We start from the raw sequence: 25,094 nt of genomic DNA, 5'->3' as shown, positions 1-25,094 counted from the left end.
GGCAGCGCTGCGTTTTCAGCAGCAGAGAAGCGAGATTATGAACCGTGTTTCGCAACTCGTCAACAACTTTTTAACACATTGTTGCGACTGCGGGGCCCAACTTCCAAGCCAGTTGCGCGCGCCAGACTGCCGCACACCACCGACCCTGCTTCCCTCTCCCGCGCCGCGTTTCCGTTAGCGCGAAAGAGGCGTGATTCTAAGCACCTGCCCCCAACCACGCAAGCCCCTTTGTGAAAATATTTTGAAAAAGCCCCCGTGCGCTGTCGCGCACGGGGGCTCGGGGCTCGACGTGGCGCGTAACGCTGGCAACAGATGCCGGCCCCGTCGCCGGCCGACTACCCAAGCAGCCCCATCAGCGGTGCTTGAACACCGGCTTCCGTTTTTCGACGAATGCCGCCATCCCTTCCTTCTGGTCTTCGGTCGCGAACAGCGAATAGAACAGCCGACGCTCGAAGTGGACGCCTTCGGCCAGCGTCGTCTCGTACGCGCGGTTCACCGACTCCTTGACCATCATGACTGCCGGCAGCGAAAACTCGGCGATCGTCGCCGCGGCGGCAAGCGCCTCGTCGAGCAGCGTGGCGGCCGGCAGCACGCGCGAGACGAGCCCCGCGCGCTCCGCTTCGGCAGCATCCATGAACCGGGCCGTCAGGCACATATCCATCGCCTTCGCTTTCGACACCGCGCGCGGCAGGCGCTGCGTGCCGCCCGCACCCGGCATGACGCCCAGCTTGATTTCCGGCTGGCCGAACTTGGCCGTGTCTGCCGCGAAGATGATGTCGCACATCATGGCCAGTTCACAGCCACCGCCCAGCGCAAAGCCCGAAACCGCGGCAATGATCGGCTTGCGGATCTCGCGGACCGTCTCCCAGTTGCGCGTGATGTAGTCGCCCCGGTAGACGTCCATATAGGAATAGGTCGCCATCATGCCGATGTCCGCGCCGGCCGCGAACGCCTTCTCGCTCCCGGTCACGACGATCGCGCCGATGCCATCGTCCGCATCGAACGCCTTCAGCGCGGCACCCAATTCATCCATCAGTGCATCGTTCAGCGCATTCAAGGCCTTCGGACGGTTCAGCGTAACCAGCCCGACACGCCCCCGGGTCTCCACCAGGATGTTCTCGTAAGCCATCTATTTTTCCTCGATCAATGAAATGAGAAACGCCTCGCACATGCGAATAGTTTGATGCTACCATTCTCCGACCAACCGGTCGGTTAATTAATCGATCCAACCCCTCTCAATGTCCATCAGGCTGCCGCCATGACCCATGCACTGTTCACGAAGCACGAAGACACGCTGAAACACGCACTCGCCGCCATCGAGAGCCGCGGGTACTGGAGCCCGTTCGCCGAAATGCCGAGCCCCAAAGTGTACGGGGAAAGCGCGAACGCAGATGGCGAGGCCGCGTTCAAGTCGCACCTCGACAAGACGTTTGCGCTCGACCAGCCGGCGTCCGAAGAAACGGTCGGCTCGGAGCGGTCGCCGTACGGCATTTCACTGGGCATCCGGTACCCGAAATCGACGCCCGACGAACTGATCGCCGCCGCTGCCGCCGCGCAACGCTCGTGGCGCGAAGCCGGCCCGAGTGCATGGATCGGCGTCAGCCTCGAAATCCTCGCGCGCCTGAATCGCGCCAGCTTCGAAATCGCCTACAGCGTGATGCACACCACGGGGCAGGCATTCATGATGGCGTTCCAGGCCGGCGGCCCGCACGCGCAAGATCGCGCGCTCGAGGCAGTCGCCTATGCATGGGACGAACTGCGCCGCATCCCCGCCGATGCCCACTGGGAAAAGCCGCAAGGCAAGAACCCGCCGCTCGCGATGCACAAGCGCTACACGATCGTCCCGCGCGGCACCGGGCTCGTGCTCGGCTGCTGCACGTTCCCGACCTGGAACGGCTATCCCGGCCTGTTCGCCGATCTCGCAACCGGCAACACCGTGATCGTCAAGCCGCATCCGGGTGCGATCCTGCCCCTCGCCATCACCGTCCGGATCGCTCGCGACGTGCTGCGCGAAGCCGGGTTCGATCCGAACGTCGTCACGCTCCTTGCGACCGAACCCAACGACGGCGCACTCGTTCAGGGTCTCGCGCTGCGCCCCGAGATCAAGCTGATCGACTTCACAGGCAGCACGCAAAACGGCACGTGGCTCGAACGCCACGCCCACCAGGCACAGGTCTATACAGAGAAGGCTGGCGTCAACCAGATCGTGATCGACTCGACCGACGATCTGAAGGCAGTTGCCAAGAACATCGCGTTTTCGCTGGCGCTCTACTCCGGCCAGATGTGCACGGCACCGCAGAACATCTACGTGCCGCGCGACGGCATCCGGACGGCGGACGGTCATGCAAGCTTTGACGAGGTCGCACAGGCAATCGCCATTGCCGTGCAAAAACTCACCGGCGACCCGGCACGCTCGGTCGAACTGATCGGCGCAATCCAGAACGAAGGCGTGACCGCACGCATCGACGACGCCCGCCAGCTCGGCCGCGTGCTCGCCGACAGCCTGACCCTCCAGCACCCGGCGTTCCCCGATGCCCGCGTGCGCACGCCGCTCGTGCTGCAACTCGACGTGGCCGACCGCGAGAAATTCACGCAGGAATGGTTCGGCCCGATCTCGTTCGTGATCGCGACCGACTCGACCGCGCAGTCGCTCGACCTCGCCGGGGAAATCGCGGCGGAACACGGCGCGCTGACCCTCTCCGTCTACAGCACCGACGACGCGATCGTCGACGCCGCCCACGACGCGGCGGTACGCGGTGGCGTCGCGCTGTCGATCAACCTGACGGGCGGTGTGTTCGTGAACCAGTCGGCAGCGTTCTCGGATTTCCACGGCACGGGCGCGAACCCGGCTGCCAATGCGGCGCTGGCCGACCCGGCGTTCGTCGCCAACCGGTTCCGCGTGGTGCAAAGCCGCGTCCATGTTGCGCCGAAGGCGGCACCCGCGGAAGCCGGCCAACCGGCATAACCCGAATGGCCGACGTGCAAACGCCGCCACGTTCTCTACCATGAACGAATCCGCCGCCTGGCGGGTTCGTTGCTCATCGATACGCCCATGACAGACGCCTATATCTGCGACGCGATTCGCACCCCCATCGGCCGCTACGGCGGCGCGCTGAAAGAAGTCCGCGCCGACGACCTCGGTGCGGTGCCGCTCAAGGCGCTCATCGAGCGCAACCGCGACGTCGACTGGGCGGCGATCGACGACGTGATCTACGGCTGCGCGAACCAGGCCGGCGAGGACAACCGCAATGTCGCGCGCATGTCGGTGCTGCTCGCGGGGCTGCCGACCGACGTGCCCGGCACGACGCTGAACCGGCTGTGCGGCTCCGGGATGGATGCGGTCGGCACCGCCGCGCGCGCGATCAAGGCGGGCGAGGCGCGCCTGATGATCGCAGGCGGCGTCGAGAGCATGACGCGCGCGCCGTTCGTCATGGGCAAGGCCGCGAGCGCGTTCGCACGCCAGGCCGACATCTTCGACACGACGATCGGCTGGCGCTTCATCAATCCGCTGATGAAACAGCTGTATGGCGTCGATTCGATGCCCGAGACGGCCGAGAACGTCGCGGTCGACTACAACATCAGCCGCGCCGACCAGGACCTGTTCGCGCTGCGCAGCCAGCAGAAGGCCGCGCGTGCACTGCAGGACGGCACGCTCGCCGACGAAATCGTCGCAGTCACGATTCCGCAGAAGAAAGGCGATCCGGTGGTGGTGTCGCGCGACGAGCATCCGCGCGAGACGTCGCTCGAAGCACTCGCGAAGCTGAAGGGTGTCGTGCGCCCGGACGGCTCGGTGACGGCCGGCAACGCATCGGGCGTCAACGACGGTGCTTGCGCGCTGCTGCTCGCCAATGCTCAGGCAGCCGACCAGTACGGCCTGCGCCGCCGCGCACGCGTCATCGGCATGGCGACAGCCGGCGTCGCGCCGCGCGTGATGGGCATCGGGCCCGCGCCGGCCACGCAAAAACTGCTGCACCAACTCGGCATGACCATCGATCAGTTCGACGTCATCGAGTTGAACGAGGCATTCGCGTCCCAAGGTCTCGCGGTGCTGCGCATGCTCGGCATCGCCGATGACGATCCGCGCGTGAACCCGAACGGTGGCGCAATCGCACTGGGGCATCCGCTCGGCGCATCGGGCGCCCGGCTCGTGACCACGGCGCTCCACCAACTCGAGCGTACGGGCGGCCACTTTGCGCTCTGTACGATGTGCATCGGCGTCGGCCAAGGCATCGCACTCGCGATCGAACGCGTGTAACCCACGCATCGCGCCTATAACGAAGTCATGAAGGAGACACTGCATGTCCTATCAGGCGATTCAGCTGGATATCGATCAGGCCTCGAACGTAGCGACGATTACCCTCAACCGCCCCGACAAGCTGAACAGCTTTACGCGGGCGATGCATCGCGAGCTGCAGTCGGCACTCGATGACGTCGAGGCGGCCGGCGCGCGCGCGCTGATCCTGACGGGTGCGGGGCGCGGCTTCTGCGCGGGCCAGGACCTGGCCGATCTCGACTTCACGCCGGGCGCGTCTACCGACCTCGGCACGCTGATCGACGAGCACTTCAATCCACTGATCCGCCGCCTGCAGCGTCTGCCGATTCCGGTAATCGCTGCCGTCAACGGCACGGCGGCCGGCGCCGGGGCGAATCTCGCGCTCGCATGCGATCTCGTGTTCGCCGCCCGCTCGAGCAGCTTCATCCAGGCCTTCGTCAAGATCGGGCTCGTACCCGATTCAGGCGGTACGTGGTTCCTGCCGCAACGCGTCGGCATGGCACGCGCGCTGGGGCTCGCGCTGACCGGCGACAAGCTCGGGGCCGAGCAGGCCGAGCAATGGGGCTTGATCTGGCGCGCGGTCGACGACGACACGCTCGCTGCATCAGCCCGCCAGCTTGCCACCCAGCTCGCGCAACAGCCGACGCTCGCGATCGCATCGATCAAGCAATCGATGCGTGCCAGTGTCACGAACACGCTCGACCAGCAACTCGACATGGAACGCGACCTGCAGCGCATGCTCGGCGGATCGCACGACTACGCGGAAGGCGTGAAGGCATTCATCGAGAAGCGCGCGCCGCGCTTCGAGGGGCGTTGACATGACGACCACCACTGCCACGCTCGACCCCGATTCGCTCGCCCGCGCCACCGCACGGGCCATGTACGACGCGGACGCATGCAGCCGCGCGTTCGGGATGGAAATCGCCGAAGTACGCGCCGGCTACGCGCGCCTGCAGATGCGCGTGCGGCCCGAATTCCTGAACGGGCATCAGACCTGCCATGGCGGGATCATCTTCACGCTGGCCGATTCGACGTTCGCATTCGCGTGCAACTCGTACAACGTGAATACGGTTGCGGCCGGCTGCTCGATCGAATTCCTGCGCCCCGTGCACGGCGATGACGTGCTGACGGCCGAGGCGATCGAGCAGGCGCGCGCCGGCCGCCAGGGCATCTACGACATCCGCGTCACGAACCAGGCCGGCGAAACCGTCGCGATGTTTCGCGGCAAATCCGCCCAGATCAAGGGCACGGTCATCCCGGAAGACCGCTGACGCCGACGGCTCGCACATAACAAACACTGGAGACATGCATGACTACCCCGCTACCGCTCGAGCCGATCGAGACCGCCTCACGCGACGAGCTGACCGCGCTGCAGCTCGAACGCCTCAAGTGGTCGCTCCGGCATGCGTATGACCACTCCCCCGTCTATCGTCGAAAGTTCGACGACGCGGGGGTCCATCCGGACGACCTGAAGACGCTCGCCGACCTGTCGCGCTTCCCGTTCACGACGAAGAGCGACCTGCGCGACAGTTACCCGTTCGGGATGTTCGCGGTGCCGCAGGACCAGATATCTCGCATTCATGCGTCGTCGGGCACGACCGGCAAGCCGACGGTCGTCGGCTATACGGCCGGCGACATCGACACATGGGCGAATCTCGTCGCCCGCTCGATCCGCGCCGCCGGCGCGCGCCGCGGCGACAAGGTGCACGTCAGCTACGGCTACGGCTTGTTCACGGGCGGGCTCGGCGCGCACTACGGCGCCGAACGCGCAGGGCTGACCGTAATCCCGTTCGGTGGCGGCCAGACCGAGAAGCAGGTGCAGCTGATCCAGGATTTCCGGCCCGACATCATCATGGTGACGCCAAGCTACATGCTGTCGATCGCCGACGAAATCGAGCGCCAGGGTCTCGATCCCGTGCAGAGTTCGCTGCGCATCGGCATCTTCGGTGCGGAACCCTGGACCAATGACATGCGCGTCGCGATCGAGCAGCGGATGGGCATCGATGCGGTCGACATTTACGGGCTGTCCGAAGTGATGGGCCCCGGCGTCGCGTCCGAATGCGTCGAGACCAAGGACGGCCCGACCATCTGGGAAGACCACTTCTATCCGGAAATCATCGACCCTGAAACCGGCGAAGTGCTTCCGGACGGCGAACTCGGCGAGCTCGTGTTCACGTCGCTGACGAAGGAGGCGTTGCCAATCGTCCGCTACCGGACCCGCGACCTCACGCGGCTGTTGCCCGGCACTGCCCGCACGATGCGCCGGATGGAGAAGATCACGGGGCGCTCGGACGACATGATGATCGTGCGCGGCGTCAACGTGTTCCCGACGCAGATCGAGGAACAGTTGCTCAAGCAGCGCGCGCTCGCACCGCACTATCAGATCGTGCTGACGAAGGAAGGACCGCTCGACGTGCTGACGCTCAATGTCGAGCCTTGCCCCGAGACCGCACCCGATACGGCGGCGATCCATGCGGCAAAACAGGCGCTCGCATACGATATCAAGTCGCTGATCGGCGTGACGGCCGTGATCAACGTGCTGCCCGTGAACGGGATCGAGCGGTCGGTCGGCAAGGCGCGACGCGTCGTCGACAAGCGCAAGGGCTGACGGCAATCGCGGCGCGTTATTTACGCGCGGTGAATCCGTAGCTGCAAATGAAACAGCCCGATCGGCGTTGGCCGATCGGGCTGTTTCATTCCGGGACGCCGTTGGGCACCCGCCGACGCAACACGCGCACGCGCGCATCACGAATACTGACACCGCACGGGCACCCTCACGATCAGGGCGACGCGCCCCTCGCACACCGCCGCGCCCACGAATGCCGCGTCCAATGTATCGGCGGCGACCCGAGCGCACCCGGCCACCCGCGCCGCCTCACATCACGAATTCGGGAACAGCAGCCACATCCGGCCGACCTGCTTCATCCGCCCGGCCTGATCGCCTGCGTCGTCACCGAGCCCCCAGAAATAGTCGGCCCGCACGCCCCCCTTGATTGCTGAGCCCGTATCCTGCGCAAACACGAGCCGGTTCATCGGCGTATTCGTCAGCGGGCGCGTGGTCTGCAGGAACACCGGTGTGCCGAGCGGGATCGACGACGGATCGACGGCGATCGAGCGCTCCGGCGTCAGCGGCACGCCCAGCGCGCCGATCGGGCCGTCCGCGCCGCCGTGCGGTGCATCTTCCTTGGTCGGCATGTCGCGGAAGAACACGAACCGCGGATTCGTGTCGAGCAACGCGTCAACCCGGTTCGGATTCGCCTTCGCCCACGCCTTGATGCCCTGCATCGTCGCCTGAGCGGGCGTCAGCTCGCCGCGATCGAGCAGCCACTTGCCGATCGAGCGATATGGCTGGTTGTTGGTGCCGCCGAAGCCGACCCGCATCACCGAACCGTCGTCGAGCAGCACGCGCCCCGAGCCCTGCACCTGCAGGAAGAACGCTTCGATCGGGTCGTCGACCCACACGAGTTCGTTGCCGTTCAGGATGCCTGCGCGTTCGAGTTGCGCACGTGCCGGCAGCGCGGCGCCCGCCCGATAACCAGCTGGCCAGCGATAGAGCGCGTACTGATACGGGCCGCGACGCACACGCGAACCGTGCAGCAGCGGCTCGTAGTAGCCGGTCACGAGCCCGTCGAGCGTCCCGTCGGTATTCGCAAGCTGGAACGGCGTGAAATACGTTTCGAAGAACGTACGTGCGCTGCTGACGTCGAGCTCGTCGAGCCGGTCGGCAGCCGCGCAAGCACGCTGCCAGGCCGGCTGGCGCGCGAGCCGAACGCAGTTCTGCCGCAGCGCGGCCGTCGCGCCGATCAGCGAATCGTCCTGCCAGCCCGGCACCTGCTGCCACGCGACCGGCGTGAGCCGCTTCGCGGCGACCTGACCCGGCACGACCGCCGCGCCGGTCGGTGGCTTCAGCGATGAAGTCCGCGTCGGCGCGCCACCGCACGCCGCAAGCAGCGCCGCCGCCGCAGCAGCCGCCACCCACCCGGCCACCCGAGGCCCAAACCCAATACAATGTCCGTTCTTGATGGAAACCGCCATGTCAGATTTTCTCGACCAATATCCGATGCTCATCTTCGCGCTCGAAGCCTTCGTAGCGCTTGCCCTGCTGATCTTCATCGTCGTGTGGACGTCGTCGGGCAGAAAGAAGCACGCCCGCAACAACGACCGCCAGCCGCGCTGACGCACTGACGCGCCCGGCACGCTCAATGCAGCGTGCGCGGCATGTGCAGCGCGAACTCGTCGACCGGCGCCTCGAAACGCTCGCCGTCCTCCGCCACGCAGAAGTACGCGCCCCGCATCGTGCCGACCGGCGTCGCGATCACGGCCCAGCTCGTGTACTCGAAGTGTTCGCCCGGCTGCAGCAGCGGCTGGTGCCCGACGACACCAAGCCCCTTCACTTCCTGCACGTGGTTCTCGCTGTCCGTGATGATCCAGTGCCGTGCGATCAACTGCGCCGCGACCTGCCCCGTGTTGCGGATCGTCAGCGTGTACGCGAATGCGTATTGACGGCGATCGGGGTCGGATTGTTCCGGCAAGTAGCTGGTTTTCACCGAAACGGTGAACTGATACTGACTCATGGTGTTTCCGCTGGAAGATGACTGCCCGCGCCTGCATGGGCAACGGGGCCGCGGGCGCGCCGCATTGGTTCGGCATTCTATGCGCAATCGGGCCTCGACCGCACGGCCCGCCGCCGCGCACCGGGTCGCCGGACGGTAGAATGACGGTTTTGCGCCGCAACGTCCCCGCTCCCCTGCCATGACCCAATTCCGCATCGCTCCCAGCATCCTGTCGGCCGATTTCGCACGGCTCGGCGAAGAAGTCCGCAACGTGGTCGCCGCCGGCGCCGACTGGATCCACTTCGACGTGATGGACAACCATTACGTGCCGAACCTGACCATCGGCCCGCTCGTGTGCGAAGCGATCCGCCCGCACGTACAGGTACCGATCGACGTGCACCTGATGGTGCGCCCGGTCGACCGGATCGTGCCCGATTTTGCGAAAGCCGGTGCAAACCTGATCAGCTTCCACCCGGAAGGCTCCGATCACATCGACCGCACGCTGTCGCTGATCCGCGACCACGGCTGCAAGGCCGGCCTCGTGTTCAACCCGGCCACGCCGCTGAATTACCTCGACCACGTGATGGATCGCCTCGACTTCGTGCTGCTGATGTCCGTCAACCCGGGCTTCGGCGGCCAGTCGTTCATTCCTGAAACGCTGAACAAGCTGCGCGAAGCACGCGCACGCATCGACGCGTACACCGAGCGCACCGGCCGCGAGATCCTGCTCGAAGTCGACGGCGGCGTGAAGACCGACAACATCGCGGAAATCGCGGCGGCTGGTGCCGACACGTTCGTCGCGGGTTCGGCGATCTTCGGCAAGCCGGACTACCGCAAGGTGATCGACGAGATGCGCGCCGCGCTCGCTACCGTCGAGCGGAGCTGACGCCGTGGCCGAATCGTCGCTCGCCGGCCATGCGCCGGCCCGGGCCGCAACGGAAGCTGCCCCGATCCGCTTCGCCGCGCCGCGCATCGATGCGGCGCTGATCGATCTCGACGGCACCATGGTCGATACGGCCGACGATTTCACGGCCGGCCTGAACGGGATGCTCGCGCGGCTCGGCGCACCGGCCACGTCGCGCGACGAGGTGATCGGCTATGTCGGCAAGGGCTCCGAACACCTGATCCAGAGCGTGCTGAAACCGCGCTTGCCGGCCGACGAAGCGCACGCGCGCTTCGACGACGCGCTGGCGATCTACCAGACCGAGTACGCGAAGATCAACGGCCGCCACACGCGTCTCTATCCGGACGTGGCCGCCGGTCTCGACGCGCTGCGCGCGGCCGGCATCCGGCTCGCATGCGTGACGAACAAGCCGCACCGCTTCGCGGTCGAGCTGCTCGAGCAGTACGGGCTGGCCGATTGCTTCGGCATCGTGCTCGGTGGCGACAGCGTCGCGCGCAAGAAACCCGATCCGCTGCCGATGCTGACGGCCTGCAACGCGCTCGGCGTCGCACCGGATGCGGCAGTCGCGATCGGCGACTCGGAAAACGATGCGCTGGCAGGCCGCGCGGCCGGGATGGCGACGCTGACGGTGCCGTACGGCTACAACCATGGCAAAGCTATACAAACGATAAATTCGGATGGTATAGTCGATTCGTTGCTGGTCGCAGCTCGCGCGATCTCCGCGCACAACGCCGGCCGGCCAACCCTCTGATTATTTCTTCCATCTGCATGTTTCTGAATAAAAAACGGAGTCTGAGCAGCATCGACCGGGGAGCCTGGCCCTGGCGTCGCTGGTCGCGCTAACCTCTTCGATGAGGTACGCTGAAGTACGTCTTCAGCGCCGTTTTTTATCTCGCTGCGCATCCGCGCGCCGATCGTCGCACCACCTCGAGTTCTACCGCGTCCGAACGCTTGCGTTCAGGCTCGGCCGCAGGCTCGCGACGTTCACGCCCGGAGTGCCGGCCGGCAACAGGCACTTCTCGATCGACCGCCCTTTCGCCGACGGCAACCCGCGCAGCGTCAAGTGATCCCTGGCGCCCGCGCCGCTCGTCCCGAACAGGACCGGAACATGACCGAACTCGAATTTCAATCGCTCGCGAACGAAGGCTACAACCGCATTCCGCTGATCGCGGAAGCCCTCGCCGATCTCGAAACGCCGCTGTCCCTCTACCTGAAGCTGGCCCAGCCCGAACGCTCGGGCGCCAACTCGTTCCTGCTCGAATCGGTGGTCGGCGGCGAACGCTTCGGCCGCTATTCGTTCATCGGCCTGCCCGCCCGTACACTCGTGCGTACCCGCAACGGCGTGTCGGAAGTCGTGCGCGACGGCCAGGTCGTCGAGACGCATGAAGGCGACCCGTTCCAGTTCATCGAATCGTTCCAGGCGCGCTTCAAGGTGGCGCAGCGCCCGGGCCTGCCGCGCTTCTGCGGCGGTCTCGCCGGCTATTTCGGCTACGACGCGGTGCGCTACATCGAGAAGAAGCTCGCGAACACCGCGCCGCGCGACGATCTCGGCCTGCCCGACATCCAGTTGCTGCTGACCGAGGAAGTCGCGGTGATCGACAACCTCGCCGGCAAGCTGTACCTGATCATCTACACGGACCCGAGCCAGGCCGAAGCCTATACGAAGGCGAAACAGCGCCTGCGCGAACTGAAGCAGCGCCTGCGCACGACCGTGCAGCCGCCCGTCACGTCGGCGAGCGTGCGCACCGAGACGTTCCGCGAGTTCAAGAAGGACGACTATCTGGTCGCCGTGCGCCAGGCGAAGGAATACATCGCGGCCGGCGAGCTGATGCAGATCCAGGTCGGCCAGCGTTTGACGAAACCGTACCGCGACAATCCGCTGTCGCTGTATCGCGCGCTGCGTTCGCTGAACCCGTCGCCGTACATGTACTACTACAACTTCGGCGATTTCCACGTGGTCGGCGCATCGCCGGAAATCCTCGTGCGCCAGGAAAAGCGCGGCGACGACCAGATCGTCACGATCCGCCCGCTCGCCGGCACGCGCCCGCGCGGCAACACGCCCGAGCGCGACGCGGAACTCGCGACCGAACTGCTCAACGATCCGAAGGAGATCGCCGAGCACGTGATGCTGATCGACCTCGCGCGCAACGACGTCGGCCGCATCGCGGAAATCGGCTCGGTGCACGTGACCGACCAGATGGTCATCGAGAAGTACTCGCACGTGCAGCACATCGTCAGCTCGGTCGAAGGCAAGCTCAAGCCCTGCATGACGAACTACGACGTGCTGCGCGCGACCTTCCCGGCCGGCACGCTGTCCGGCGCGCCGAAGGTACGTGCGATGGAACTGATCGACGAACTCGAGCCGGTCAAGCGCGGGTTGTACGGTGGCGCGGTCGGCTACCTGTCGTTCTCGGGCGAGATGGATCTCGCGATCGCGATCCGCACGGGCCTGATCCACAACGGCAACCTGTACGTGCAAGCGGCGGCGGGCGTCGTCGCGGATTCGGTGCCCGAATCCGAATGGCAAGAGACCGAAAACAAGGCGCGCGCGGTGCTGCGCGCGGCCGAACAGGTCCAGGACGGCCTCGATAGCGACTTCTGACCGGAGACTGACCATGCTGCTCATGATCGACAACTACGACTCGTTTACCTACAACCTGGTCCAGTACTTCGGCGAACTCGGCGAGGACGTGCGCACCTACCGCAACGACGAAATCACGCTCGACGAAATCGCGAGCCTGAATCCCGACGCAATCTGCCTGTCGCCCGGCCCGAGCAACCCGCAGCACGCGGGCATCACGCTCGACGTACTGAAGGAATTCGCGGGCAAGAAGCCGATCCTCGGCGTCTGCCTCGGCCATCAGGCGATCGGCGAGGCCTTCGGCGGCCGCGTCGTGCGCGCGAAGACCATCATGCACGGCAAGGTGAGCAAGATCGAAACCGACTGCCGCGGCGTATTCGCCGACCTGCCGAAGCACTTCGACGTCACGCGCTATCACTCGCTCGCGATCGAGCACGAATCGCTGCCCGACTGCCTCGAAGTGTCCGCCTGGACCGACGACGGCGAAATCATGGGCGTGCGCCACAAGACGCTGCCGATCGAAGGCGTGCAGTTCCACCCGGAATCGATCCTGTCCGAGCATGGCCACGCGCTGCTCGAGAATTTCCTGAAACAGGCACGCGCCGCGGCCGCGGCCGCCTGACGGGAGACTCACGATGACGATTACCCCGCAGGAAGCGCTGCAGCGCACGATCGAACACCGCGAAATCTTCCACGACGAAATGCTGCACCTGATGCGGCTCATCATGCGCGGCGACATGTCGCCCGTGATGGCGGCCGCGATCATCACCGGGCTGCGTGTGAAGAAGGAGACGATCGGCGAGATCGCCGCCGCCGCGACCGTGATGCGCGAATTCGCGAATCACGTCGAGGTGCAGGACAACTCGAACTTCGTCGACATCGTCGGCACCGGCGGCGACGGCTCGCACACGTTCAACATCTCGACCGCGTCGATGTTCGTCACGGCCGCGGCCGGCGCGAAGGTTGCGAAGCACGGCAACCGCGGCGTATCGAGCAAGTCCGGCAGCGCCGACGTGCTCGAGGCGCTCGGCGTGAACATCGACCTGCAGTCCGACCAGGTTGCCGCGTCGATCGCCGAAACGGGCATGGGCTTCATGTTCGCGCCGAACCATCACCCGGCGATGAAGAACATCGCGGCCGTGCGCCGCGAGCTCGGCGTGCGCACGATCTTCAACATCCTCGGCCCGCTGACCAATCCGGCCGGCGCGCCGAACCAGCTGATGGGCGTGTTCCACCCCGACCTCGTCGGCATCCAGGTGCGCGTGATGCAGCGTCTGGGCGCGCAGCACGTGCTCGTCGTGTACGGCAAGGACGGGATGGACGAGGTATCGCTCGGCGCGGCAACGCTCGTCGGCGAACTGCGCGACGGCAAGGTGCACGAATACGAAATCCATCCGGAAGACTTCGGCCTGCAGATGGTGTCGAACCGCACGCTGAAGGTGGAAAATGCCGACGAATCGCGCACGATGCTGCTCGGCGCGCTGGACAACCAGCCGGGTGTCGCACGCGAGATCGTCACGCTGAACGCCGGCACCGCGCTCTATGCGGCGAACGTCGCCGAGTCGATCGCGGACGGCATCCAGCTCGCCCGCGAAGCGATCGCAAGCGGCAAGGCCCGCGCGAAAGTCGACGAACTCGTGCGCTTCACGCAGCAGTTCAAGCGCTGACTCCCCTTACGAATCAAGCAGGAATCCACATGAGCGACATTCTCGACCGAATCATCGCCGTCAAGCGCGAAGAAGTCGCGGCGGCCATGCGCAGCGCACCACTCGAGGCACTGAAACTGGACGCATCCGCACGCGACCTGCGCGACTTCGTCGGCGCACTGCGCGCAAAGCACGCGGCCGGCCACGCGGCCGTGATTTCCGAAATCAAGAAGGCCAGCCCGTCGAAAGGCGTGCTGCGCGAGCATTTCGTGCCGGCCGACATCGCGCGTTCGTATGCGGAGCATGGCGCCGCGTGCCTGTCGGTGCTGACCGACGAGCAGTTCTTCCAGGGCAGCGTCCGCTATCTCGAGGAAGCGCGCGCGGCCTGCACGCTGCCGGTGCTGCGCAAGGACTTCATCGTCGACGCGTACCAGATCATCGAAGCACGCGCGATGGGCGCCGACGCGATCCTGCTGATCGCCGCCGCGCTCGACACTCCGCTGATGCAGGATCTCGAAGCGTATGCGCACTCGCTCGGTCTCGCGGTGCTGGTCGAAGTACACGACCGTAACGAGATGGAACAGGCGCTGACGCTCAAGACGCCTCTGCTCGGCATCAACAACCGCAACCTGCGCACGTTCGAGACGTCGATCCAGACGACGCTCGACATGCTCGACATGATTCCGGCCGACCGGATCGTCGTGACCGAATCGGGCATCCTGTCGCGCACCGACGTCGACACGATGCGTGCGGCGAACGTGAACACGTTCCTCGTCGGCGAAGCGTTCATGCGCGCCGACCAGCCGGGCGAAGAGCTCGCACGGATGTTCTTCTGATGGCGATCGAAAAGGAAATCAAGCTCGCGCTGCCGGCCGGCCAGGCCGACGCCGCGCGACGCTTCTTCGAGACGCTGACCGGCGAACCCGGTCACGACATCACGCTCGCGAACGTCTATTACGACACGCCCGATCTCGCGCTGGCCCGCTCGAAGAGCGCGGTGCGCGTGCGCCGCGCGCCCCAGGGCTGGCTGCAGACGTTCAAGACGGTCGGCAGCGCGGAAGGCGGCCTGCATCGCCGCCACGAATGGGAGCTGCCGGTCGCCGGCGACGCGCTCGAGATCGACGCGCTCGTCGCGGCCTGCGACGTGCCGGAAGCCGCCGCCGCGCTGAATGACGCGGCGGGCGCGCTGCACGCGCTGTTCCGCACGGATTTTTCGCGTACGCTGTGGCGCATCGCAATCGGCGGCGCAACCGTCGAAGCCGCGGTGGACCTCGGCGAGATCGTCGTCCAGGCGGAACACGAAACGCGCCGCGAACCGATCAGCGAAATCGAACTCGAACTGATCGACGGCCCGGAAGCGGCGCTCGCAACGCTCGCCGCCGAATTGCAGCAAGCGCTGCCGGGCCTCGTTCCCGACAACATCAGCAAGGCGCAGCGCGGCTACCGGCTGCGCGCGCAATAACCCGCATCACGCATGGCAACCCGCAAGACTTCCCGCGCGCCGCAACAGGCGTCGCTGTTCGACGATCCCGTGCCGGAAACGGCACCGGCCGATATTCCGTCCCAGGCGCCCGAAGCGCCCGCGGCCGGACGCAAGCCCGCAAAGAAAGCCGCACCGGCTGCGGCCCCGACGGTCGCGCCACCCGCGGCCGCCGACGTTCCGCACCTCGCCGCGCAATTCGACGCGCTGCCGTCCGTCTGGCGCGACGTGCTGAAACCCTTCACGGACAGCGACGCCTATGCGCCGCTGTGCCGCTTCGTCGATGACGAGCGTGCGGCCGGCAAGACGGTCTACCCGACCGACGTGTTCCGCGCGCTGCGCCTGACGAGCCCGGACGACGTGAAAGTCGTGATCCTCGGCCAGGATCCGTACCACGGCGACGATCGCGGCACGCCGCAGGCGCACGGGCTCGCGTTCTCGGTGCCGCCGGCCGTGCGCACCCCGCCGTCGCTGCGCAACATCTTCAAGGAAATCGCCGCGAACTTCGGTCATGACACGCCGCGCCACGGCTGCCTCGACACCTGGGCGCGCCAGGGCGTGCTGCTGCTCAACACGGTGCTGACGGTCGAGCGCGGCGCAGCCGCGAGCCATGCGAAGCGCGGCTGGGAGCAATGCACGGACACGCTGATCCGCGAACTCGCCGGCCGCCATCGCGGGCTCGTCTTCATGCTGTGGGGCGCACACGCGCAGGCGAAACGCGCATTGTTCGACGCAAGCGCGCACTGCGTGCTCGAGGCGCCGCATCCGTCACCGCTATCTGCGCACCGCGGCTTTCTCGGCTGCCGCCATTTCGCGCTCGCGAACGACTATCTGGTCGAAGCGGGCCGCGAACCGATCGACTGGCGCCTGCCGGAAGTGGCGGAAACGCTCGCATAACGGCCGCGCCGGCCGGCATGCAAAAACGCCGCGCCCCTTTCGGGACGCGGCGTTTTTTATCGGGCGACGCTGCGAGCGCGGCGCACCCGCATCGACCTTACGCGGCGGCGATCGCTTCGCGTGCGCCGGCCAGTGCAGCGCTCTGCGCATCCGGGCCGAGGTTCAGGCCTTCCGCGAAGATGAAGCTCACGTCGGTCATGCCGACGAAGCCGAGGAACGTGCGCAGGTACGGGGTCTGGCTGTCGTTCGGCGTGCCGGCGTACTTGCCGCCTCGGGCCGTCACCACGTGAACCTTCTTGCCCTTGATCAGGCCTTCCGGACCGTTCTCGGTGTAGCGGAACGTGACACCTGCACGTGCGATCCAGTCGAAGTACGTCTTCAATTGCGACGAGATGCCGAAGTTGTACATCGGCGCGCCGATCACGATGATGTCGGCAGCTTGCAGTTCGGCGATCAGTGCATCGCTCTTCGCGACGATCGCATTCTGTTCCCCGGTGCGCTTGTCGGCCGGCGTAAAGAACGCGCCCAGCACCGATTCGTCGAGGTGCGGCAGCGCATCGGCCAGCAGGTCACGAACCACGACCTTCGCGCCGGGGTTCGATTGTTGCAGCTTTGCCGTCAGTTCGTTGGCCAACAGCGTGGATTGCGCACCTTGCGAACGCGCGGCGGAATTGATTTGCAGAATGGTCGTCATGTCAGGCTCCGGTAGGGTTGCGCTTTGGTAGCGCGAGTGACGCCATTGTGCGTGGCCGCATGACCACGAAAAAGCGGGTTCAGGGCGACGGATTGTTGCAGCAGCAGAACAATCGTTGATCGCGCCCCGATACCCGCTTCGGTACGCTCAACCCTTCAGCCAGGCCTCCCGGGCCTTCGAGGCCGCAGCCGGCTTCGCGGCCGCCGTCAGCCGGTAGCGCGTGACTTCCGGGCCGTCGAGCTTCAGTTTCGCGGTGCGCAGCTCGTCGCGCCGGAACGCGTGAACCTCGACCTTGTCGCCCGGCCGGTAGCGCGCGAGCAGCGCGTCGAGGTTGGTGCCCGTGACGCGCAGCCCGTCGACCGCGATCAGCGTGTCGCCCGCCGACAGCCCCGCGCGATGTGCGGCGCCGCCTTCATAGACGGCCGCAAACGTGCAGTCCGCGCCGCCGCGCAGGCGCGCCCCGATCGTCGGCTTCGCGGTCGCGCCGTTCGCAACATCGGGCGCGAGCGACACGCCGAACGGTGCGAGCAGTTCGGCGAGCGGCAGGTCGCGCGTGCCATGCACGGCATCGGCGAACAGGCGGCCGAGCGCAACGCCCGTCGCCTCTTCGATCAGCGCCTCAACTTCGTTTTCCTCGACGCCCGCCTGCTTGCCGCGGTAGAAATCGCGGCCGTAGCGTTGCCACAGCAGGCGCATCACGTCGTCGAGCGACTTCTTGTTGCGCGTCTGCGCGCGGATCGCGAGATCGAAGGCGAGCGCGACGAGCGAACCCTTCGTGTAGTAGCTGACGATCGCGTTGGTCGCGTTCTCGTCCTGGCGGTAGTACTTGATCCACGCGTCGAACGAGCTTTCGGCGACGCTCTGCTTCAGGCGCCCCGTGCCGCGCAGCACGCCGCCGACCGTACGGCCGAGCGCCGCGAAATAGTCGTCCTGCGACATCAGCCCGCTGCGCACGAGCATCAGGTCGTCGTAATACGACGTGAAGCCTTCGAACAGCCACAGCAGCGACGTGTAGTTTTCCTTCGTCAGGTCGTACGGCACGAACGCCGCCGGCTTGATGCGCTTCACGTTCCACGTATGGAAGTACTCGTGGCTGCAGAGACCGAGATACGTGCGATAGCCTTCCGTCGTTTCGGGCCGCCCCTTCACCGGCAGGTCGGTGCGGTTGCAGATCAGCGCGGTCGACGCGCGATGCTCGAGGCCGCCGTAGCCGTCGCTGACCGCCAGCGTCATGAACACGTAGCGGTCCATCGGCGCCTTCTTCGACTTCGGCTCGAACAGCGCGATCTGCGCTTCGCACACGCGCTTCAGGTCGGTGCGCAGGCGTTCCATGTCGAGCTGTGTCACGCGCCCCGCGATCACGATGTCGTGCGGCACGCCGTGCGCGTCGAACGTCGCGAGCGCGAATTCGCCGATCGTCACCGGATGGTCGGAGAGTTCGTCGTAGTTCGACGCGCGATAGGCGCCGAACCCGTAGCGCTTAGTGCCGCGCGCCTCGGGTAACGACGTGCCGACACGCCACGCGCGGAACGCCGAGCCGGCCGGCTTCGCGATGTCGACTTCACACGGCGCGTGCTCGCGGCCGGCGACGCTCAGGAACACGGCCGTCGCATTGAAGAAGCCGCCCGATTCGTCGAGATACGCGGAGCGTACCGACAGGTCCCACGCATACACGTCGTAGCGCAGCGTCAGCGTGCCGTTCACGGGTGCGGCCTGCCACGTGTGCTTGTCGGTCTTCGCGATCCGCACCTTGCGGCCCGCGTCGTTGAACGCGCCGAGCGTCACGATGTTGCGCGCGAACTCGCGCACGAGATAGCTGCCCGGAATCCACACCGGCAGCGAGAAGCGCTGGCCTTCGGGATCGGGATCGGTGACCGTCACCGACACTTCGAACAGGTGCGCGGCAAGATCTTTCGGGACAATCGAATAGCGGATCGGCTGGGTCATCGTGGCAATCGGTCGAATACAGCGGCGAAAACGAAGAGAGGCGCCGGCAGATGCGGGCGCCCCTCGCTGGCCGGGCCATGCGGCCCGGCGTGTGGTCGGTTACTTGCTCGAGGCGAGTGCCTGGTTGAGCTGGTCGGCCGACACGGCGCCCGGCAGGCGGCGACCGTCCGGCAGGAAGATCGTCGGCGTGCCCGTGACATTCATCCCGCGGCCGAGCGCGAGGTTCTTGTCGAGCGCGGTGGTATCGCAGGTACCGGCGCCGGACGGTGCGCGATGGTCGAGCATCCAGCTCTGCCACGTTTTCGCGCGGTCGGTCGCACACCAGATCGACTTCGACTTCGCGGTCGAATCCGGCGACAGCACCGGGTACAGGAACGTGTAGACGGTCACGTTGTCGACCGATTGCAGCGTCGTCTCGAGCTTCTTGCAGTAAGGGCAGTTCGGATCGGAGAACACCGCGATCTTGCGGGCGCCGTTGCCCTTGACGACCTTGATCGCATTCGCGAACGGCAGGCTCGCGAAGTCGATCTTGTTGATTTCGGACAGGCGTGCGTCGGTCAGGTTCTTGTGCGTCTTGGCGTCGACGAGATCGCCGAGCAGCACGTAGTCGCCGGCCGCGTCGCTATAGATGATCTGCGAGCCGAGGTTCACTTCGTAAAGGCCCGCGACCGGCGATTTCGACACGCTCTTGATCGGCGCGTCGTTGCCGAGGCGGGCCTGCAGCGTCGCTTTCAGCTTGTCGGTGGTCTGGTCGGCCTGCGCGGTGCAGCCAAGCGTCGCCATCGTGACGGCCAGCGCCAGCGACGCGATGCGGATCGTTTTTTTCATCGAAATCTTCCTTCAGCTCAATCGGTGTGCACGGCACAGTGTACGCCGTAACGGAACCGTGTCCGACCGGCGAAGCGGCCGAAGGTTCGATCAGCCGAGCGCGGCCGACACGAGCCAGCGCTTCACGAGCGGCTGCGCGCCGACGAAGGCCATGCCCGCGTTGCGCACGGCCTTCGCGACGGAGCCCGGCGCCGCGAACAGCCGCTGCAGCCCGTCGGTCGCGACCATCAGCGCGCGGATGTCCTCGCGGCGCGAACGCTCGTAGCGGCGCAGCAGCACCGTATCGCCGAGATTGCGGAAGCTCTCCTTGCCGGCGATCGCATCGGCGAGCGCCGCGACGTCGCGCAGCCCGAGGTTCATCCCCTGCCCCGCGAGCGGGTGGATCAGGTGCGCGGCGTCGCCGACGAGCGCGACGCGGGGCGCGATCAGCTTGTCGACCGTCTGCAGCGCCAGCGGGAAGCCGGCGGCCGGCGTCACGCAGTCGAGCGTGCCGACCTGGCCGTGCGACACGCGCTCGACCTCGGCCGCGAGCTGCGCCGGATCGAGTGCGAGCAGTTGGTCCGCATGCGCGGTGTGCGCGGACCAGACGAGCGACACATGGCCGTCCGGCAGCGGCAGCAGCGCGACGATCTCGCCTTCGTGGAACCACTGGTAGGCCGTCTCGCGATGCGGCAGCGACGCCTTGAAGTTCGCGACAACGCCGGTTTGCCGGTAGTCGCGCCGCTCGATTTTGGCCCCCATTTGCGAGCGCACCCACGAATGCGCGCCATCGGCGCCGACGATGAGGTCCGCTTCCAGCACCTGCCCCGACGACAGCGTGAGCACGGCCGCGTCGTCGCGCACGTCGAAGCCCTGTGCGCGCGCATCGAACCACTTGAGGTTCGGCTGGAACCGCAGCGCGGCATCGAGCGACGCCTCGACCAGCGACGATTCGGCGATCCACGCGAGCTGCGGCACGGAAGCCTGGTACGCGGAGAAATGCAGTTCCGCGTGCGCATCGCCGTACACGCGCATGTCATAGACCGGTGCGAGCCGGCTGTGATCCAGCGCCTGCCAGACCCGCAGCCGCTCGAGCAGCGCCTGCGAACTGGAGGACAGCGCGTAGACGCGCGTGTCGAATGCGAGATCGGCGGGGCGCCGCGTGGCCGGCTGGGCGAGCAAGGCTGTCTTGTAGCCGGACTGGGTCAGCGCGAGCGCGGCCGTCTTGCCGACGAGCCCGCCGCCGACCACGGCGACGTCGAAGGTGTGGTGGGCAGTCATGGCGGGCATTATAGCCGCGGGGCCAAACCCTTACGCGGCCGGACTTTGCGGGAAATCATCAGAATCGCAGGCCGATGCGGCAGCGCGGCGGCCCGCCGCATCGGCCGTTCGGCGCCAGCCCGGAATCCGGGGCGTCGGCACGGTACAATAGCGTCTTTGACCGTCGGCCCGCCGCGCGCCAAGCGCCAGCCGCCCTTTTTTCCCGCGCGGCCGTGCACTGTCCGGCCGCGCCGCCTTACCGTCCGAAGGATTCCATGAGTCTCAAATGCGGCATCGTCGGCTTGCCCAACGTCGGCAAGTCCACCCTGTTCAATGCGCTGACCAAGGCCGGCATCGCCGCCGAGAACTACCCGTTCTGCACGATCGAGCCGAACGTCGGCATCGTCGAAGTGCCCGATACGCGCCTGAAGGCGCTCTCCGAGATCGTCAAGCCGGAGCGTGTCGTGCCGGCCGTCGTCGAATTCGTCGACATCGCGGGCCTCGTCGCGGGCGCGAGCAAGGGTGAAGGCCTCGGCAACCAGTTCCTCGCGAACATCCGCGAAACCGACGCGATCACGCACGTCGTGCGCTGCTTCGAGGACGAGAACGTCATTCACGTCGCCGGCAAGGTCAGCCCGATCGACGACATCGAAGTGATCAACACCGAACTCGCGCTCGCCGACCTCGGCACCGTCGAAAAGGCGCTCACGCGCTATTCGAAGGCTGCGAAGTCGGGCAACGACAAGGAAGCGGCGAAGCTCGTCGCGGTGCTCGAGAAGGTGCGCGCGCAGCTCGACCAGGGCAAGGCCGTGCGCGGCCTCGCGCTGTCGGATGACGAAGAGGCGCTGCTCAAGCCGTTCTGCCTGATCACCGCGAAGCCGGCGATGTACGTTGCCAACGTGAAGGACGACGGGTTCGAGAACAATCCGCACCTCGACGCGGTCCGCAAGTACGCGGAAAGCGAGAACGCGCCGGTCGTGGCCGTATGCGCGGCAATCGAGGCGGAAATCGCCGATCTCGACGACGCGGACAAGGAAGCGTTCCTCGCCGACATGGGCATGGAGGAGCCGGGCCTCGACCGCGTGATCCGTGCGGGCTTCAAGCTGCTCGGCCTGCAGACCTACTTCACCGCGGGTGTGAAGGAAGTGCGAGCGTGGACGATCCATATCGGCGACACGGCACCGCAGGCAGCGGGCGTGATCCACACCGACTTCGAGCGCGGCTTCATCCGCGCGCAGACGATCGCGTTCGACGACTTCATCACCTACAAGGGTGAACAAGGCGCGAAGGAAGCCGGCAAGATGCGCGCGGAAGGGAAGGAATACGTCGTGCACGACGGCGACGTGATGAACTTCCTGTTCAACGTCTGACGCGTCAAACGACGCTGTTTCGTGCAGCGTCACAGTCACCCCGAAAGGCCCGCGAGTAGCGGGCCTTTCCTTATTCCGGAGCGACTCTTGAAAGTTTTCGGGAAGCGCTCGCCGACACTCTTTTCGTCATTTCCTTCGTAGCCGCCGTTGCGCAGATTGCCGCTGCCGCAGACGCAGTTCGGCCCAACCCGCTTCACTCGGCCGCAGGTTCTCATTCGCCATCTGGCACCCTCCCGGCACGACCGCTTATCGCGCGTCAATTGCATCATTTGCTTCGGTTGTCGAAGTGATCAATGCAGGAAGTTGCCGTCGTCGATGAAATCAGAAAAGTTCGATTTTTGTGACTCCAAATTTCAACGAGGCACCCTATTGCCGAACGCCCTGGGTTGCCGCGGGTAAGTGCATTCGCTTACCCCGACAAAACAAATGGCCCGACCGGCTAACGCAGATCGGGCCATTTTCATGACAGGCGGCTCACCGCGATACCGTCACTCCCGGCATCACATCGCCGACACCCGCCGCCCCGCACTCGCCTGCGCATCGCGACCACGCTTGTTCAGCCACGACGCCAGCAGCACGATCAACGCCAGCACGGCCGTCGCACCCACTTCCATCCGGTGATCCTCGCTCACGAACATCACGGTCAGCGTGCCGCAGATGAACAGGATCACGGCCCACGTGAGCCACGGGAACAACCACATCCGCAACGTCAGGTCCGCGCCGCTCGATTCGAGCGTCTTGCGCATCCGCAGCTGCGAGATCGCGATCACGAGATACACGAGCAGCGCGATCGCGCCCGACGTCGCCAGCAGGAAGCCGAACACCTGTTCCGGCATCAGGTAGTTCGCGATCACGGTCAGGAAGCCGAACGCGGTCGATGCGAGCACGGCCGCACGCGGCGTGCCGGTCGAATCGGTGCGGTGCAGGAACGCCGGTGCGTCCTTGCGCTTGGACAGCGAGAACAGCATCCGCGACGCGGTGTACAGCGCCGAATTCAGGCAGCTCGCGACCGACACGAGCACGATCACGTCGATGATCGCCTTCGCGTTCGGGATGCCGATCAGCTCCATCGCGCGCTGATACGAGCCGTGCTTCGGCAGCAGCGGGTCGTTCCACGGCACGATGGCCGCGACGACGAGAATCGAGCCGAGATAAAACAGCGTGATGCGCCAGATCACCGAATTGGTTGCGCGCACGATCTGGCGTTGCGGGTTGTCCGACTCGGCGGCCGCGATCGTCACGATCTCGGTGCCGAGGAACGAGAACATCGTCGTCAGCATCGCCGCGAGCACCGCGCCGGCGCCGTGCGGCATGAAGCCGTCATGCACGAACAGGTTCGACACGCCCGACACGGCCGGCGCCGGGATGATGCCGACGATCGCCGCGCCGCCGATGCACAGAAACACGACGATTGCGACGACCTTGATCAGCGCAAACCAGAATTCGAATTCGCCGTAATTCTTGACCGAGAAGAGGTTGGTCACCGTCAGCACCAGCGTGATGCCGAGCGCGAATACCCAGGTCGCGACGCCCGGGAACCATGCATTGAGGATGGTCGCGGCGGCGGTCGCCTCGATCGGGATCACGAGCACCCAGAACCACCAGTACAGCCAGCCGATCGAGAACCCGGCCCAGTGGCCGATCGCTCGATCGGCGTAGGTGGAGAACGAACCGCTGTCCGGATGCGCGACGGCCATCTCGCCGAGCATGCGCATCACCAGCACGACCAGCACTCCCGCGATCGCATACGCAAGGATCGACGCCGGGCCGGCTTCCGCGATGGCGTGGCCGGAGCCGACGAACAGGCCCGCGCCGATCACGCCGGCAATCGACATCATCGTCACGTGCCGCTGCTTCAGGCCCGTACCGAGGCCTGTGTTGCTTCCACTCATCTGTCTCTCTCCAAAAATCGGTTCCGGTATGGCCGGGTATCGCGTGAAGGCAGCACGGGGAATTGTGGTTCTTGAGCCGGGCCGGATGCGGCGCCTGCACGGGATGCAGGCGCGGAGCCGGATCGGGGGCCGTTCCGGAACGGTGCGCGATGCAGTCTGCGAAGCTGCGGGTGCGATGCGGCACGCAGGGCGCCGGCGCATCGCGTGCGCCCTTTCCGTCGGCTTTCGTCAGCTGCCTTCGAAGCGAAGGAGTGTAAGCATCAAACGGTTCTTCACTAAGAACCAATTGAAGAATTTCGATGGAACCACTTGTTGCATCGACGTCGATCGATGCAACGCTTGTACCCGTTCGCGGCGGCTCGCGAGCGCGCCGAAAGCCCCCGGCCACACGTGGCCGGCCGGACGCAACCGACGCGTCAGCGCGTGCCGCTCGCCATCTCGCCGCGCCATTTGGCGGGGACGACGGCCTGCCATTCTCGCAGAAGCAGGTTTTTCACGGCGTCAGGATGGGCCGCCGACAGCCGCACCAGCACGATCGGCCAGCCGACGTAGTGATCCGTCACGTCATACACGTCGGGTTCCGATTCGATCAGCCACGCGCGCTCGTCGGGGCCGACGCCTTTCACGACGAGCGTGTCGCCGTCCTCGCGCCGCCGCGCGAGCATCTTGCCCTTCACCCTGAGTGCGGGCGTGCCGTACGACATGCCTTCCTCGACGCCGCGCCACGCCAGCGCGATCTGCCGGACGTCGTCGAATGTCATGGGGCCTCCCGGCTGGATGCCTTCGGTTC

Annotated in this window: 24 protein-coding genes; 15 read left to right on the top strand and 9 right to left on the bottom strand. The window is 66.1% G+C overall.

The window, feature by feature from the left end:
- Window positions 1-352: 352 nt before the first annotated feature.
- The gene (locus tag HWX39_RS32650) at window positions 353-1,129 is read right to left on the bottom strand and encodes an enoyl-CoA hydratase (protein WP_175971701.1); all 777 of its coding nucleotides are present in this window, start codon (window positions 1,127-1,129) and stop codon (window positions 353-355) included.
- Window positions 1,130-1,258: 129 nt separating this feature from the next.
- Between HWX39_RS32650 and paaN the strand changes: the two genes are divergently transcribed.
- The 5 genes from paaN to paaK all read left to right on the top strand — a co-directional run bounded on the left by paaN (window position 1,259) and on the right by paaK (window position 6,881).
- Window positions 1,259-2,965: a phenylacetic acid degradation protein PaaN gene (gene paaN / locus HWX39_RS32645; protein WP_175971700.1), complete on the top strand. Its 1,707-nt coding sequence runs from the start codon at window positions 1,259-1,261 to the stop codon at window positions 2,963-2,965.
- 87 nt (window positions 2,966-3,052) lie between these two features.
- Window positions 3,053-4,255, top strand: a complete 1,203-nt coding sequence (pcaF, locus tag HWX39_RS32640; RefSeq protein ID WP_175971699.1) for a 3-oxoadipyl-CoA thiolase — start codon at window positions 3,053-3,055, stop codon at window positions 4,253-4,255.
- 43 nt (window positions 4,256-4,298) lie between these two features.
- On the top strand, window positions 4,299-5,090 hold the full coding sequence (gene paaG, locus HWX39_RS32635) for a 2-(1,2-epoxy-1,2-dihydrophenyl)acetyl-CoA isomerase PaaG (RefSeq protein WP_175971698.1): 792 nt from the start codon (window positions 4,299-4,301) through the stop codon (window positions 5,088-5,090).
- A 1-nt stretch (window position 5,091) separates the two neighbouring features.
- The gene (paaI, locus tag HWX39_RS32630; RefSeq protein WP_175971697.1) at window positions 5,092-5,544 is read left to right on the top strand and encodes a hydroxyphenylacetyl-CoA thioesterase PaaI; all 453 of its coding nucleotides are present in this window, start codon (window positions 5,092-5,094) and stop codon (window positions 5,542-5,544) included.
- A gap of 38 nt (window positions 5,545-5,582) precedes the next feature.
- Window positions 5,583-6,881 carry a phenylacetate--CoA ligase PaaK gene (gene paaK, locus HWX39_RS32625; protein WP_175031927.1) on the top strand — a complete coding sequence of 433 codons (1,299 nt, stop codon included), beginning with the start codon at window positions 5,583-5,585 and terminating at the stop codon, window positions 6,879-6,881.
- Window positions 6,882-7,153: 272 nt separating this feature from the next.
- Here paaK and HWX39_RS32620 read toward each other — a convergent pair whose 3' ends face one another.
- Window positions 7,154-8,308: an MltA domain-containing protein gene (locus tag HWX39_RS32620; protein ID WP_244135139.1), complete on the bottom strand. Its 1,155-nt coding sequence runs from the start codon at window positions 8,306-8,308 to the stop codon at window positions 7,154-7,156.
- On the opposite strand from HWX39_RS32620, the gene HWX39_RS36500 reads away from it, so the two are divergent.
- A complete protein-coding gene (locus HWX39_RS36500; RefSeq protein ID WP_014898203.1) occupies window positions 8,307-8,450 on the top strand; it encodes a hypothetical protein in 144 nt (47 codons plus the stop codon). The genes HWX39_RS32620 and HWX39_RS36500 overlap by 2 nt on opposite strands.
- Window positions 8,451-8,472: 22 nt before the next feature.
- Here HWX39_RS36500 and apaG read toward each other — a convergent pair whose 3' ends face one another.
- Complete coding sequence (gene apaG, locus HWX39_RS32615; RefSeq protein WP_011350820.1) at window positions 8,473-8,847, bottom strand: Co2+/Mg2+ efflux protein ApaG; 375 nt, start codon at window positions 8,845-8,847, stop codon at window positions 8,473-8,475.
- A 178-nt stretch (window positions 8,848-9,025) separates the two neighbouring features.
- Here apaG and rpe point away from each other — a divergent pair, with 178 nt between their 5' ends.
- The 8 genes from rpe to HWX39_RS32575 all read left to right on the top strand — a co-directional run bounded on the left by rpe (window position 9,026) and on the right by HWX39_RS32575 (window position 16,334).
- Window positions 9,026-9,712, top strand: coding sequence for a ribulose-phosphate 3-epimerase (rpe, locus tag HWX39_RS32610; RefSeq protein WP_011883156.1), 687 nt, complete (start codon window positions 9,026-9,028; stop codon window positions 9,710-9,712).
- 4 nt (window positions 9,713-9,716) lie between these two features.
- On the top strand, window positions 9,717-10,481 hold the full coding sequence (locus HWX39_RS32605) for a phosphoglycolate phosphatase (RefSeq protein WP_175971695.1): 765 nt from the start codon (window positions 9,717-9,719) through the stop codon (window positions 10,479-10,481).
- A 357-nt stretch (window positions 10,482-10,838) separates the two neighbouring features.
- Window positions 10,839-12,332: an anthranilate synthase component I gene (gene trpE / locus HWX39_RS32600; RefSeq protein ID WP_175971694.1), complete on the top strand. Its 1,494-nt coding sequence runs from the start codon at window positions 10,839-10,841 to the stop codon at window positions 12,330-12,332.
- A 13-nt stretch (window positions 12,333-12,345) separates the two neighbouring features.
- Complete coding sequence (locus HWX39_RS32595) at window positions 12,346-12,933, top strand: aminodeoxychorismate/anthranilate synthase component II (protein ID WP_175971693.1); 588 nt, start codon at window positions 12,346-12,348, stop codon at window positions 12,931-12,933.
- Window positions 12,934-12,946: 13 nt separating this feature from the next.
- Window positions 12,947-13,978: an anthranilate phosphoribosyltransferase gene (trpD, locus tag HWX39_RS32590; protein ID WP_043191545.1), complete on the top strand. Its 1,032-nt coding sequence runs from the start codon at window positions 12,947-12,949 to the stop codon at window positions 13,976-13,978.
- Window positions 13,979-14,007: 29 nt separating this feature from the next.
- On the top strand, window positions 14,008-14,793 hold the full coding sequence (gene trpC, locus HWX39_RS32585) for an indole-3-glycerol phosphate synthase TrpC (protein WP_175971692.1): 786 nt from the start codon (window positions 14,008-14,010) through the stop codon (window positions 14,791-14,793).
- Window positions 14,793-15,419 carry a CYTH domain-containing protein gene (locus HWX39_RS32580; protein WP_175957716.1) on the top strand — a complete coding sequence of 209 codons (627 nt, stop codon included), beginning with the start codon at window positions 14,793-14,795 and terminating at the stop codon, window positions 15,417-15,419. The genes trpC and HWX39_RS32580 overlap by 1 nt, the downstream gene beginning before the upstream one ends.
- Before the next feature lie 12 nt (window positions 15,420-15,431).
- The gene (locus HWX39_RS32575) at window positions 15,432-16,334 is read left to right on the top strand and encodes a uracil-DNA glycosylase (protein ID WP_175971691.1); all 903 of its coding nucleotides are present in this window, start codon (window positions 15,432-15,434) and stop codon (window positions 16,332-16,334) included.
- A 97-nt stretch (window positions 16,335-16,431) separates the two neighbouring features.
- Here HWX39_RS32575 and HWX39_RS32570 read toward each other — a convergent pair whose 3' ends face one another.
- The 4 genes from HWX39_RS32570 to HWX39_RS32555 form a co-directional block, all read right to left on the bottom strand.
- A complete protein-coding gene (locus tag HWX39_RS32570; protein WP_175971690.1) occupies window positions 16,432-17,028 on the bottom strand; it encodes an NAD(P)H-dependent oxidoreductase in 597 nt (198 codons plus the stop codon).
- Window positions 17,029-17,175: 147 nt separating this feature from the next.
- A complete protein-coding gene (locus HWX39_RS32565) occupies window positions 17,176-18,975 on the bottom strand; it encodes a PDZ domain-containing protein (protein ID WP_175971689.1) in 1,800 nt (599 codons plus the stop codon).
- Window positions 18,976-19,074: 99 nt separating this feature from the next.
- Window positions 19,075-19,803 carry a DsbC family protein gene (locus HWX39_RS32560; protein ID WP_175971688.1) on the bottom strand — a complete coding sequence of 243 codons (729 nt, stop codon included), beginning with the start codon at window positions 19,801-19,803 and terminating at the stop codon, window positions 19,075-19,077.
- A gap of 90 nt (window positions 19,804-19,893) precedes the next feature.
- A complete protein-coding gene (locus tag HWX39_RS32555; RefSeq protein ID WP_175971687.1) occupies window positions 19,894-21,072 on the bottom strand; it encodes a UbiH/UbiF family hydroxylase in 1,179 nt (392 codons plus the stop codon).
- 245 nt (window positions 21,073-21,317) lie between these two features.
- Here HWX39_RS32555 and ychF point away from each other — a divergent pair, with 245 nt between their 5' ends.
- On the top strand, window positions 21,318-22,412 hold the full coding sequence (gene ychF, locus HWX39_RS32550) for a redox-regulated ATPase YchF (RefSeq protein WP_027788479.1): 1,095 nt from the start codon (window positions 21,318-21,320) through the stop codon (window positions 22,410-22,412).
- A 500-nt stretch (window positions 22,413-22,912) separates the two neighbouring features.
- Here ychF and gabP read toward each other — a convergent pair whose 3' ends face one another.
- Window positions 22,913-24,304: a GABA permease gene (gene gabP / locus HWX39_RS32545; protein ID WP_175971686.1), complete on the bottom strand. Its 1,392-nt coding sequence runs from the start codon at window positions 24,302-24,304 to the stop codon at window positions 22,913-22,915.
- A 416-nt stretch (window positions 24,305-24,720) separates the two neighbouring features.
- The gene (locus HWX39_RS32540) at window positions 24,721-25,065 is read right to left on the bottom strand and encodes an MmcQ/YjbR family DNA-binding protein (RefSeq protein WP_175971685.1); all 345 of its coding nucleotides are present in this window, start codon (window positions 25,063-25,065) and stop codon (window positions 24,721-24,723) included.
- Window positions 25,066-25,094: the final 29 nt, after the last annotated feature.

The organism is Burkholderia sp. BCC0322 (genome assembly GCF_902833045.1).
Lineage (GTDB): Bacteria > Pseudomonadota > Gammaproteobacteria > Burkholderiales > Burkholderiaceae > Burkholderia.
The sequence above is the reverse complement of the archived record's forward strand: the minus strand, read 5'-3'. Positions and strand labels throughout refer to the sequence as shown.